An 11,401-nucleotide genomic window follows, 5' to 3' on the forward strand; every position below is an offset into this window, starting at 1 on the left:
AAAAAATGAATGTGCGGTGATTTATTTTTGAAATTCTTGAAATTATATCAAAAATTTAGAGTTTTGACGGAGAGACTATTAAAGGGTTATGACCTATTACTAAGATGTGTTTATTTGTATCTTCTTGATTAGAGAGGAGCTCAATCATATTTTCCCTAGTTCCATTGTAAAGTTCTTTTACTACTTCGTTCTCTGATATGGGAATTTGTTCTTCAATAATATTTGCTGTTTGTAGGGTTCTTTTTACATAAGAAACAATCATTTTATCAATCCGATACGAATCTAAGAAATTAGCTGCTTCCATAGCTTCTGCTTGTCCTTGATCCGTCAGTATACGTTCGAAATCTTGCTTTTCAGGTGATTGCTCGGTATGTGCATGGCGCATTAATAGTAACTTCATACTCTATAGTCTCTTGGATAAATAAATTGCCATATTGCACATTGTTTTTACCATTTTTGATAGAGCGCTATATAGCTCTGCATTTTTACTATCATTCTTGATCGCAATTTCGATATGCTCAGCTTCTTCTTGCTTAAATTGCTTAATCTTAATAAGTAACTGACTCTGATTACCAGAATTTTCTAAATATTCAATTTGTTCTTGATAATGGTTCACTATTACTTCTTCAACAGATTCTGTAACAAGCATAGATGTTTTTGTTCCAGCTATGGCACTTAGGGCACCAAGTACATAACCTAGAACACTCCATAATGGTAGCAGAAAAGTTGGTTTTGATTGGCCATTCTTAATTTCATTTTCAAAATAGTTTAAATGCTCTAGTTCTTGCTCAAGCATATGTTGTATTGTACTAATATCATTATGATTCTTAGTAAACGCAAGTTGACCTTGATAAATCCGCTGGGCACCAAATTCTCCTGCATGGTTTACCATTAGGATTTCTTTGATTTTATTATTGTCATTAAAATATGGTTTAGGCATTTAATTTAGTATAACTAATAGCTTTTTGATTTGTTTTTAAACATAAACAACATTGTAAGTAAAAATATATTCAAAAGCAAATTCCATTCGGTCATGGACAAACCAAAAATTACTAAAGCTGGTTTGTTACATAGGGCAATTTCTTTGTGATATAGCATTTTTTTAAAGTCTGCTACGGAAATATTATCACTAACAGAGACCAAAGGTTTGCAAAAACTGGATAGTTCAAATACTCCTCTTTCAATACCAGTATGATAGAACGCAATTATTATGGAAATAATTGCTACAGTAATATAGTACTTACGATAGCTATATTGGCTTGAAAGGCTAATTATCCCAAGCATAATAAAAATTAAATAAGGGAATCTTTGGTAAACACATAACGGGCATGGGGCGAGTAAAAAGATATACTCGGCCAGGTAAGCTGCAAGAAGGCTTACAACCGAGATAGCTATAATGATGACGTGAGTGTTCTTAAGATTTATTGACATGAATCTATTATAATAATATTGTAACTACGAATAAAATATATTTACATCCTAAACCCACAATATAACTATGACAATAAATTTCGACAATTTATTAAATTCTAATGCTTGGCCTTTTATAGAGGCAAAAAGAATTTATGACCATATAGGAGGGAAAACTCCGGCCAAAGGTTATGTGCTTTTCGAAACTGGTTATGGCCCCTCAGGACTTCCTCATATTGGAACATTTGCTGAAGTAAGTAGAACTACGATGGTTAGAGAGGCCTTTAAGCAGATATGCGATATCCCCACTAAGCTTATATGTTTTTCTGATGATATGGATGGACTTCGCAAAGTACCTGGAAATATCCCAAATAGAGAAATGGTAGCACAATATTTAGGTAAACCATTAACTGGAATTCCAGACCCATTCGGTGAGAAAGAAAGCTTTGGGCACTACATGAACGCAAAGCTTCGATCGTTTTTAGATCGCTTTGGATTTGATTATATTTTTTATAGTGCAACCGATTGTTATAAGGCTGGAACGTTTGATCATATGATGCTCAAAACTATAGATAAGTATGACGAGATCATGAGATTAATGTTGCCGACTTTCAGAGAGGAGAGACAAAAAACCTACTCCCCATTTATGCCGGTTTGTCCAAAAACTGGAGCAATATTGCAAGTTCCGATCGAGAAAGTAGACAGGGAAAGACAAAGTGTTTCCTATAGAGATGAATCGGGTGAACTTGTTGAAGTGCTGGTGACCGGGGGAAATTGCAAATTACAATGGAAACCAGATTTTGGTATGCGTTGGGCGGCACTTGATGTGGATTATGAAATGTATGGCAAAGATCATATGCCAAATGCCAAGTTGTATAGTGAAATTTGTCGTATTTTGGACGGTAAGGTGCCTATCCAGTTTTTTTATGAGCTATTTCTTGATGCCGATGGGAGTAAGATTTCCAAATCAAAAGGTAACAGCATAAGTGTAGACGAGTGGATGCACTATGCTCCGCTTGAAAGCATAAGTTTATTTATGTATCAATCGCCATCCAGAGCTAAACGTTTGTATTTTGATGTGATACCAAAATGTGTGGATGAATATCTAACGTTTAATAAAAAGTACCACGAAGAAGAGGATATAAAACAAAAGCTAGCTAATCCTGCGTTTCATATTCATCAAGGTAATGTACCAAATATTGAAACATATGGTATAAGCTTCAGTTTGTTGCTTAATTTAGCCTCAGTTTGCAATCCAGATGATAAAAATGTGTTGTGGGGGTTTATCTCTAAATATGCGCCTAAAGCTACTCCAGAAAATGCGCCGTATCTGGAACATATGACAGGTTTTGCAGTTACTTATTACAACGACTTTGTCAAAAGTACAAAAGAATATCATAAGCCGACTAGTGAACAAAAACTATTACTGGAGCAGATCATCGTGATGTTATCAGGTTTAAATGGATCAGAATCAGGAGAGGAAATCCAAAACAAAATCTATGCTATTGGCACAGAGGCTGAATATGAGAATTTGCGTGATTTTTTCAAAGAGCTTTATCAGATTTTGCTTGGTCAAACTCAAGGTCCAAGACTTGGTTCGTTTTTCAAGCTTTATGGCATCAAAGAGACTATTAAACTGATTGAAAGTAAGCTTTGATTTATTTTTATTAGTTTTAATTAATGTAGGCGCGATAATTGCTTACCTTTTGTTAGCATATTTTAGATATATCATCTATAAAATATGCTAGTTTTACTACTAGAGCTTATGCTTTGTTTAACTGAGTAAAGTATAGACCCTTACTACTAAAGCAAATTAATTAAAAAAGTAAACAAATAAAGATAATTTATATGAAAAGAAGCCGTGCTAATGACGACGCAGAGATTAACAACCTTAGCAAACATTTTAAATCAACCCTAACCCTAACACTAGGTAACTCATTAGCGCCTAGTACGCAAGCTGAGATTAATGCCACTCAAGCTCGAATTCACGCCGCTGGAACAATCCTATGTGAAGGCAAAAAAGCTAGCAACGAGTTTGTGGAACATATAGATATAGAAGCGCTTGGTAATGGCAGCGACCCAGATGATTCAGAATAAGCTGCGTCGTAAAAACTCAAGTAAATAGGGTTAACCCGAGCCAGTTGTGCTGCAAAATACAACTGGTTACTGGGGTTTATGACTTTACTTAAAAAATAAATCTCAATTACTACCGGCTTCAGCTGGTAGTAATTGAATGAAATATACAAAAAAGCCATTCTGAATCTTCTGTCGTCATCCTGAACTTGATTCAGGGTTTTAGGTAGCAGACAAAGATTCTAAACCAAGGTCAGGATGGCCTTATCTTCTAAAATTATTAATATCGTGATAAAATGAGAAAGTATACATTTAACAAGTTGATTCGGAGCAAGCTACCAGATCGTATGGCAAAGGAAGGTGTAGTTGTGAATTCCCAAAAGCTTGAAATAGAAGAATATGTAGTGCAGCTAAAACAAAAAATTATAGAGGAAGCGAATGAGGTTTCTGAAGCGAAATCACGAGAAGAGTTGATCACAGAACTCGCTGATGTTTTGGAAGTAATTTATGCAATTGCAGAATCAACGGAGATTTCACAGGTTGAGATTGAACAAGCAAGAATAGAGAAAAGAGAAATAAACGGATATTTTAAGCCAGAGAATTACGTGCACTATATACAAGTAGCTCATGACAATCATAAGGTGATAGAGTACTTAGAGAATAAGAATAGGCCATACAAATTTACTTAACTTCAATGCGATTTTTATACATACTCATTCCTGAGAAAGATAGGTCCTGAACAAGTTCACAGAGATAATAATGTGTGAATGACTCCACTACGCAATAAAATAAGGGCTTTCCATTTCTTATACTAATATTAGTATAAGAAATGGAATTATAGGTGCTACCAATTCAGCAAATCTCGCTGTGCTCACGTAACTGCAAATCCAATGTGATTTATTATAGTTTGCGACTCCCTCTAGATACAAACAAATTTGATTAGTGTTGCTTGTGCGTTGGGTATAAATTATTAATATTTTCTATAGAGCTTTAAAAGTCGAAAGTAACATGATCAGCTCCTGAAAGGTTAATTTGCTCATTTATATTATCTGTATATGCTTTTACAGTTAAGTCACTAGGTAAATCTAATTGCTGACCAGGAGTAATTAAAACATAACCACTATTAAAATCATATTTTTTAATTATATCTTTATTTGCTTTTACAAGACCTTTCCAGTAATCCACCTTGCCATAGTGTTGTTTTGCCACATGAGATAGAGTTTCATTTTGTTGTACAGTATGTTTACCTTTAGACATGATTTACCTCTTTTAAAAATTGATTCAGCGTACAAAAGTCCTCATAAAATTAATAATCAAAATTTTATGACTATTCCTAATTTACTACCCTAAGTTATATTTATCAATATAAAAACATACCCTAAGTAAGAATATACTTTAATATTGTGTTGAGAATTAAAAAAATTTATTGGAGGATGATAATAAAAATAAAAGCTATATAATTTAGCCTGAAATTAGTATGGATAATTTGAGAGCTACCTGGTGTAGCTTAGGGTAACTGCATGATAATCTTGCTAAATTGATATCACATCTTCAACCTAAATTACTAATATTGAGAAAATTTAATTAACAATTTTATTGGATAGCTCAGCAATAGTACGCAGCACAAACCACTAAACCAGAGGGTAATAAACCACAACCACTGCTTTAGTTTAGGTGAATCATTGAGGTATTTTATTATTGACTGTTTAATACATATGATCATGACCAGATTTACCTCTAAAGACGTAATAACAGTAGCCTGTATAGCCAAGAATCAGTGGAAGCAGTGGAGCAACTCCTACTAACATTAGTGATAACCCAGGCCCGGATGCCGCTGCTTGCCATATATTATACTTATAGGGAATAATCCAAGGGAACAAACTAAGGCCCAATCCTAAATAACCAAAAAAGAAAATGCCTATACTAGCAAAAAATGGCCGATATTCTCGTTTTGGACAGTGCAAATCATACCAAACCATAAAAAATAGAGATGCTGTAAGTAGAGGAATTGGTAACAAGTAATAAATGTTGGGGCTACTAAACCAGAATTTTTGTATACATTCGTTGAGAAAAGGCATTGACATGCTAACTAACAGCATAAATAAGCCAACAAAAAATAGTACATAAGAAGCCACTTTACGTGCCCAATCCTGTGTTATATCTTCGGTCTTCATAACAAGCCATGTTGAACCAAGCAGCGCATAGCCAAAGACCACTGCAATACCAGTCATAACAGAGAAACCAGTAGCCCAATCAAATGGTCCGCCAGAAAAATTACGTCCAGTTACTTCAACTCCTTGTACAAAACTACCTAGAATCATACCCTGACAAAAAGCTGCGCCGAGTGATCCAAAATGAAATGCATAATCCCATATATTACGTGATTTACCTTCAGCCTTAAAACGGAACTCGAAAGCTACACCACGCATAATCAAGCCAAGTAACATCACTATAATTGGAATATAAAATGCTGGCATGAGAATCGAATAAGCAAGAGGAAAAGCTGCAAAAAGTCCGCCCCCACCAAGCACTAGCCATGTTTCGTTGCCATCCCAAAATGGTGCAATAGAGTTCATCATCCGGTCACGACATTTATCTGATGGGGCAAAAGGAAACAAGATGCCTACTCCAAGATCAAAACCATCTAATAGCACATAAAGAAAGATTGCACTAGCAATAAGCAAACCCCAAATTAACGGTAAATCAATAAAAGTTGAAAAATCAAACATGGTTACCTCCTTTTGATTTACTAGCTTCTATGATGGAAGCCTCAAGGCCGTGTTTGTAGAATTGTTCTGTGTCTTCGGATACACTAATCCCCTTACCAATTAGCTTCAAAATATAGTAACTACCGGCACCAAATACAAATGTGTACATCACCACGAAGGCAAATAGTGACCATGCAACTTGTGGTCCTAGGATAGCCGGAGAAACTGAATGTACTGTACGGATCACGCCATATGCGGTCCAAGGTTGGCGACCAATTTCAGTAACAAACCATCCTGCTAATAGCGCAATAAATCCTGAAGGCATCATCAGCATCCAAACTCCTTGCAACCACCTACTGTCAAATAATTTCTTACGAAAATATTGCACAGCACTTAACCCACCAACTAATATCATTAGCATTCCTATCCCAACCATAACACGAAAACTCCAAAAGACCCAAACTACAGGCGGACGATCCTCAGGAGCAAAAGATTTAAGATTTGGAATTCTACCATCTGCTTTACCAGTCAATACAAAGCTTGCACCATTTGGAATAGTAATGCCAAATTCTGTAGTTTCTTTTTGCTGATTTGGCCAACCAAACAAATATAAAGGTGCATTGGTTGTATGTTCCCAGTTACCCTCCATTGCAGCCACTTTTACTGGTTGGTATTCCATAGTATTCTCACCGTGCATATGACCGATCATAAGTTGCATTGGTGCCACTAATGCGGCCATGATTGTAGCCATGCCTAGCATTATCTTGGCGTGTTGTAAATGGCGTTTATTCCACAAATAGAACGATCCCACACCACCAACTACAAATGCTGTAGTCAGATAGGCGGCTGTTATCATATGTGCAAAGCGATAGGGAAATGAGGGGTTAAAAATAATTTTGAGCCAGTTAGTTGGCATCAAGCGGCCATCCGGTTCTATGCTAAATCCCTGAGGAGTTTGCATCCAGCTATTGGCAGACAAAATCCAAAATGCAGAGATCAAAGTGCCGACTGCTACTATACATGTGGCGGTAAAGTGCATTTTTTTGCTCACTCTGTCCCAACCAAAAAGCATTATACCAAGAAAAGATGCTTCAAGAAAAAAAGCTGTTAGTACTTCAAAACCAAATAGTGGTCCAAGTACGTTCGCTACACGATCAGAAAATAGTGACCAGTTGGTACCCAATTGGTAAGACATTACTACTCCAGACACCACTCCCATACCAAAAGCAACTGCAAAAATCTTTATCCAGAATTTATAAACTTCACGAAAATGATTATTGCCAGTTGCTAACCAACGCCATTCAAGAACTGCTAAAAAACTAGCTAATCCTATTGTAAAGGCTGGAAATATAATGTGGAAACTAATGGTAAATGCAAATTGAATTCTGGCTAATAAAATCGGATCAAATTCAAACATTAGGTAATACTTCCTGACTTTATAAACTGCTTTTCAGAATCCACGATGCTTTACGATGAAAGGTTAGGCGTTCAATCATAAAGCCAGCTACCACTTCATCACCTGCTTTTTGTGCCATTTCAAGGCATTGTTGCAAAGTTTTCTGAATCAAGGTTTGACTTTCTAGCAGATCCTGAATCATTTGCTGTGCAGAAGCATTTTCATTACCAGATTTGATGGAAGTTCTTTTGATATAAGTATCAAATGTGCCAGGAGCTTTTTCGCCTAAACCACGGATAAGCTCTGCTACTGTATCGATTGCTCCTGCAAGATCGGCGTATTGTTCTTCAAACAACAAATGTAGTCCTTTAAAATTCGGGCCTTCAACGTTCCAGTGATAATTTTGAGTTTTAAGATATAGGGCATAATTATCTGCGAGTACGTTTTTAAGTCCCTCTATTACCGGTTTATTAGTCATACTACTCTCCTATTTTGCAGAACTTAACTTAGTTTTATTCCATATTAGTTGTAGCAATACATAGTACATACTGTCAATAATAAAAGTAGTAATCTCTGGAGGTTAATGCCTGGTTTAGCTGGTTGGTGGTGTAGATCAATATGTGGCTCGTAAGGAAATAGTTTTAGTTCTGTAGAATTGAAACATACTAATCTTTAATATGGGATAGTAAAAAATTTACTATCCCATATTTATCAAAATAATTTAAATATTATTCAGGGTGAACAGCTTTGCCTACAAGCTCAACAAGGTGTATGCTGTCATGTTCGGGGTTATGGTGATCATCTGACAAGGTGTGACTAGCCTCTGAACTGTGTTCATTGTAAGATTTTTTTACAGCTGTACAACTTTGTAGGGTACACATTGTAAGGTTGGTGGCTGCAATTATAATCGAGCAAGTCATAGCTACTAGACCAATAGTTAGTGGATCCATATTAACCTCCCTAGATTTTTGTTAACAAAGATTCCTTGACGAGGAACCTAATTAATAGTTTAAAGAAATATAGTTAAGTAAAGATTAATATATTAATCTTTACAAAGATCGCTTGTTTCTGTATCGTTTTGTGTTCCTAAGAGAGAATTATCCACATTATCAAACTCAGCCCTTTCTTTTAGTACTGGTAATATTGGGGTTGTTGCTTGATGATGAAGTGTTATTACATGCAAAGCTGAAGCAAAATAATCAGCGATCAATTTTATTAGGACTGTTGGTATAGACGTTACTAATAGCTTAGAAAGAAAAAGGCCTGGATCGATTACGGTAATAAATGTTTGACCTTTGTTATATTGAGCCAAGATTTCTAGTTTAGTGAAAGCTGTGATGAGTGAAGACTTTACTAATCGGATTTGATCAGTCTTGTTTTGGCTAGTTTGATTACTGAATATGGAAATATTATATACGCCATCATCACTAATTTGTGCTGGTATTAATATTTGTGTTTCAATTGGAGAAGAGTATATACTATCAAATTGATGCCGATAAACAATTTCTACACCTGTATCCTTCCTTATTTCTGTTGCTTTGATAGGAAGTAATATATCTCTTTCTCGTATGGAACATTCAAGAATTTCAGCTAATATTGATAATAATGAATTCGTATCAAAACTTATTTTTACCTGCGCTTGCTTCAACTAGTTTTACCTTCTTTATTATTTAAAGATTCTATTTATATATTTTGTAGCTTTAACAACAGTATCATTTTTAATTAAGTCATTAGATAAAAATTAAATAATAAATTTACTATATTTTAAGTTTATATGTTAAAGTTAAGATCGTAGTTTATAAAAAAATAAGGAAATCTATGGCAAAAAGTGATTCCAATAAAGCTGAAACGGATTCCCCAAAAAAAGTGGAAAAAAAAGGTTTTTTCAGCAGAGTAGCAAGAGATGTTAAAAATTTTGCTGTTGGAATAGCGTCTCTTCCTGCTCATTTTGCTACTAATCCTTTGGATATGGGAGCTAAGACAGGGTTGATAGCAGCAAGTGCTATACCAGTATTTGGATCAATTGTTACTGGTGTTTATGCTTTTAAACAGTCTATGCGTAACGAAGAATTAGGCGTGGGGTCAGTAATCAAGTCGTTGGTAAAAGGTGTTGTTGCTGGGGCAGCTGCCGCAGTGCCAGGAGTTGGGCCGGCAATTATGACTGCTTATGTAGCAACGAATATTGGTGAACAGGTAGAACAAACTGTTGAAGCGTCCAAGAGGGCCGGGGTACCTAAAACTACTTTTGAAGCTGTACAAGATAAGTATAAGGAAGCTGGACAAAACATTAAATCACTTGGAGATCCGGAAAAGCGTGCAGAAATTGGCCAGAAGATTAAAAGCTCTATTAGCGTTGAGGGAATCAAGAATGCTATTAAGGAGAATGTTGGTCCGCTAACAAGTAAAGGTGTAGAAGAAAACACTCAAAAACTTGCAGAAAAAATAAAACAAGAAGGACCGAAACCATCGGTTCCAAAGCCTTCTATAAAGACTCGGATAATGAATAAACTCCAGAAAAAAGTAGTGCAAGTGATGGTTAGTCCCGTTATGAAGGAGCAAGTCTCTAAAATTCATGATGGGTTAGTGGCAAAACAAAACCAGAAAAAATCAACGCCACAACCGAAAGATGTAGTACCTTTTAAACAACCGCCTAAAAGTGGCATGAACCTTTAGGTGCAGTGCTTGGGAAATCTAAAAGGGGAAAATTAGTTTTTTTTAACCTTGAAAAACAATAATACCCGAGCACTCACACTAAGAGCTAATAATTCTTTGAAGTAATATGGCTTCTATTAATGCTCGGGTTAAAATTAACAGAGAGATTGTTATGAATTTCTCTCACACCTACTTTAGCGCAAGGTTTTTTAATACCCTTTTTATTAATACCCAAACGCCACGCTTGATTCATCGATTGGATAATCATCTCCCATTAAATCCATAACTAATTCTGTATGTTTAGACAGATTTAATATATCCCAGCTTACTTCTTTGGCACTATCTTGATTTACTTCTTTTAAACTTGAGAAGTCTTTAGATTCTTGCAAGGCTTTGAGCTTATTCTGACAATTAACCATTATGCTGCTAGGAGAAATAGATTTAAAATTCTCGATAGAACTAGCTCTTTTGCTAAAGAATAATTGTACCATTTCAGCATTCTTTTTAAGGATAGAAATAAAGGGTATTAACCACATTCCTGCGTAAATGTAACATAAGAGAAAACTCTATATCCCATAAGGCTTGTAGAGCACTAGACTTGCGATTCAACCAAAAAACTTTCCCATAAAAGATTAAATTAGCAATGGAAAAAAACGACTACAGCCCTTGATTTCAAAGAGACAAGAATCTAAACTTTACCGAAAAAGAACTTATTAGTCCCTCCGTCAAAACTCTCCCCGCCTGAATTAACAAGGGGTTTCATGTCATAAACAGCTTACAAAATCCATAAGAAAATGGTATAATTACCGCATAAAGCTTACGGATTTTAAAATTATGCCTATAGAAAATATTACTTTTCTCCAAAAACAAGAAAGGTTATTTGAAGAGAAATTATCTACAAAACTAAATCCTAAAAACAAGTTATATAAACTAAGGGATTTAGTAAATTGGTCTGAACTTGAAGCCAGAGCATTGCCTAACATTGAAATCAAGCAATTTGGTAGAAATAAGAAAGATCATAGAGTAATGCTAGCACTATCAATGCTTCAAGCTATGTACAACGGTTCTGATTCGTTTACGGAGGAAGAGCTAAAGGAAAATATTTATTGGCAATATTTTTGTGGTTATGAATATTTGCAGCAAGATCTTGATGTGTCTGAAG

Annotated in this window: 15 protein-coding genes; 5 read left to right on the top strand and 10 right to left on the bottom strand. The window is 35.4% G+C overall.

Annotated features, from left to right (window positions below):
* Positions 1–55: 55 nt before the first annotated feature.
* From Megvenef_RS03975 to Megvenef_RS03985, 3 genes are read right to left on the bottom strand one after another with little or no spacing between them, the layout of a single operon-like run.
* Entirely contained in the window at positions 56–400 is a 345-nt protein-coding gene (locus tag Megvenef_RS03975) for a SixA phosphatase family protein (RefSeq protein ID WP_322776698.1), read from the bottom strand.
* A gap of 3 nt (positions 401–403) precedes the next feature.
* Positions 404–940, bottom strand: a complete 537-nt coding sequence (locus tag Megvenef_RS03980) for a demethoxyubiquinone hydroxylase family protein (RefSeq protein WP_322776699.1) — start codon at positions 938–940, stop codon at positions 404–406.
* A 14-nt stretch (positions 941–954) separates the two neighbouring features.
* Positions 955–1,431: a disulfide bond formation protein B gene (locus Megvenef_RS03985; protein ID WP_322776700.1), complete on the bottom strand. Its 477-nt coding sequence runs from the start codon at positions 1,429–1,431 to the stop codon at positions 955–957.
* Positions 1,432–1,498: 67 nt separating this feature from the next.
* On the opposite strand from Megvenef_RS03985, the gene Megvenef_RS03990 reads away from it, so the two are divergent.
* From Megvenef_RS03990 to Megvenef_RS04000, 3 genes are all read left to right on the top strand, one after another.
* Positions 1,499–3,067: a lysine--tRNA ligase gene (locus Megvenef_RS03990; protein ID WP_322776701.1), complete on the top strand. Its 1,569-nt coding sequence runs from the start codon at positions 1,499–1,501 to the stop codon at positions 3,065–3,067.
* Between the two features lie 191 nt (positions 3,068–3,258).
* Positions 3,259–3,507: a hypothetical protein gene (locus Megvenef_RS03995; protein WP_322776702.1), complete on the top strand. Its 249-nt coding sequence runs from the start codon at positions 3,259–3,261 to the stop codon at positions 3,505–3,507.
* A gap of 272 nt (positions 3,508–3,779) precedes the next feature.
* Positions 3,780–4,172, top strand: coding sequence for a nucleoside triphosphate pyrophosphohydrolase (locus Megvenef_RS04000; RefSeq protein WP_322776703.1), 393 nt, complete (start codon positions 3,780–3,782; stop codon positions 4,170–4,172).
* Positions 4,173–4,473: 301 nt separating this feature from the next.
* Here Megvenef_RS04000 and Megvenef_RS04005 read toward each other — a convergent pair whose 3' ends face one another.
* From Megvenef_RS04005 to Megvenef_RS04030, 6 genes are all read right to left on the bottom strand, one after another.
* Positions 4,474–4,740, bottom strand: a complete 267-nt coding sequence (locus Megvenef_RS04005) for a LysM peptidoglycan-binding domain-containing protein (protein ID WP_322776704.1) — start codon at positions 4,738–4,740, stop codon at positions 4,474–4,476.
* A 449-nt stretch (positions 4,741–5,189) separates the two neighbouring features.
* Entirely contained in the window at positions 5,190–6,212 is a 1,023-nt protein-coding gene (cydB, locus tag Megvenef_RS04010; protein ID WP_322776705.1) for a cytochrome d ubiquinol oxidase subunit II, read from the bottom strand.
* Positions 6,205–7,608, bottom strand: coding sequence for a cytochrome ubiquinol oxidase subunit I (locus Megvenef_RS04015; RefSeq protein WP_322776706.1), 1,404 nt, complete (start codon positions 7,606–7,608; stop codon positions 6,205–6,207). The genes cydB and Megvenef_RS04015 overlap by 8 nt, the downstream gene beginning before the upstream one ends.
* Before the next feature lie 19 nt (positions 7,609–7,627).
* Complete coding sequence (locus Megvenef_RS04020) at positions 7,628–8,065, bottom strand: Dps family protein (RefSeq protein ID WP_322776707.1); 438 nt, start codon at positions 8,063–8,065, stop codon at positions 7,628–7,630.
* A 250-nt stretch (positions 8,066–8,315) separates the two neighbouring features.
* The gene (locus tag Megvenef_RS04025; RefSeq protein ID WP_322776708.1) at positions 8,316–8,537 is read right to left on the bottom strand and encodes a hypothetical protein; all 222 of its coding nucleotides are present in this window, start codon (positions 8,535–8,537) and stop codon (positions 8,316–8,318) included.
* Positions 8,538–8,629: 92 nt separating this feature from the next.
* The gene (locus Megvenef_RS04030) at positions 8,630–9,235 is read right to left on the bottom strand and encodes a hypothetical protein (RefSeq protein WP_322776709.1); all 606 of its coding nucleotides are present in this window, start codon (positions 9,233–9,235) and stop codon (positions 8,630–8,632) included.
* A 170-nt stretch (positions 9,236–9,405) separates the two neighbouring features.
* Between Megvenef_RS04030 and Megvenef_RS04035 the strand changes: the two genes are divergently transcribed.
* Positions 9,406–10,260: a hypothetical protein gene (locus tag Megvenef_RS04035; protein ID WP_322776710.1), complete on the top strand. Its 855-nt coding sequence runs from the start codon at positions 9,406–9,408 to the stop codon at positions 10,258–10,260.
* A gap of 203 nt (positions 10,261–10,463) precedes the next feature.
* On the opposite strand, the gene Megvenef_RS04040 is transcribed toward Megvenef_RS04035, so the two are convergent.
* A complete protein-coding gene (locus Megvenef_RS04040) occupies positions 10,464–10,775 on the bottom strand; it encodes a hypothetical protein (RefSeq protein ID WP_322776711.1) in 312 nt (103 codons plus the stop codon).
* A gap of 298 nt (positions 10,776–11,073) precedes the next feature.
* On the opposite strand from Megvenef_RS04040, the gene Megvenef_RS04045 reads away from it, so the two are divergent.
* On the top strand, positions 11,074–11,401 hold a 328-nt coding region (locus Megvenef_RS04045), incomplete at its 3' end, for a transposase (RefSeq protein WP_322776028.1).

The organism is Candidatus Megaera venefica (assembly GCF_034554655.1).
In the GTDB taxonomy this organism is placed as follows: Bacteria; Pseudomonadota; Alphaproteobacteria; order Rickettsiales; family Rickettsiaceae; genus Megaera_A; species Megaera_A venefica.

What these genes read in the sequence shown, in the direction of transcription:
- Megvenef_RS03975 (WP_322776698.1), bottom strand. Translation starts at nt 400, where the DNA reads ATGAAGTTACTATTAATGCGCCATGCACATACCGAGCAATCACCTGAA.
- Megvenef_RS03980 (WP_322776699.1), bottom strand. Translation starts at nt 940, where the DNA reads ATGCCTAAACCATATTTTAATGACAATAATAAAATCAAAGAAATCCTA.
- Megvenef_RS03985 (WP_322776700.1), bottom strand. Translation starts at nt 1,431, where the DNA reads ATGTCAATAAATCTTAAGAACACTCACGTCATCATTATAGCTATCTCG.
- Megvenef_RS03990 (WP_322776701.1), top strand. Translation starts at nt 1,499, where the DNA reads ATGACAATAAATTTCGACAATTTATTAAATTCTAATGCTTGGCCTTTT.
- Megvenef_RS03995 (WP_322776702.1), top strand. Translation starts at nt 3,259, where the DNA reads ATGAAAAGAAGCCGTGCTAATGACGACGCAGAGATTAACAACCTTAGC.
- Megvenef_RS04000 (WP_322776703.1), top strand. Translation starts at nt 3,780, where the DNA reads ATGAGAAAGTATACATTTAACAAGTTGATTCGGAGCAAGCTACCAGAT.
- Megvenef_RS04005 (WP_322776704.1), bottom strand. Translation starts at nt 4,740, where the DNA reads ATGTCTAAAGGTAAACATACTGTACAACAAAATGAAACTCTATCTCAT.
- cydB (WP_322776705.1), bottom strand. Translation starts at nt 6,212, where the DNA reads ATGTTTGATTTTTCAACTTTTATTGATTTACCGTTAATTTGGGGTTTG.
- Megvenef_RS04015 (WP_322776706.1), bottom strand. Translation starts at nt 7,608, where the DNA reads ATGTTTGAATTTGATCCGATTTTATTAGCCAGAATTCAATTTGCATTT.
- Megvenef_RS04020 (WP_322776707.1), bottom strand. Translation starts at nt 8,065, where the DNA reads ATGACTAATAAACCGGTAATAGAGGGACTTAAAAACGTACTCGCAGAT.
- Megvenef_RS04025 (WP_322776708.1), bottom strand. Translation starts at nt 8,537, where the DNA reads ATGGATCCACTAACTATTGGTCTAGTAGCTATGACTTGCTCGATTATA.
- Megvenef_RS04035 (WP_322776710.1), top strand. Translation starts at nt 9,406, where the DNA reads ATGGCAAAAAGTGATTCCAATAAAGCTGAAACGGATTCCCCAAAAAAA.
- Megvenef_RS04040 (WP_322776711.1), bottom strand. Translation starts at nt 10,775, where the DNA reads ATGTGGTTAATACCCTTTATTTCTATCCTTAAAAAGAATGCTGAAATG.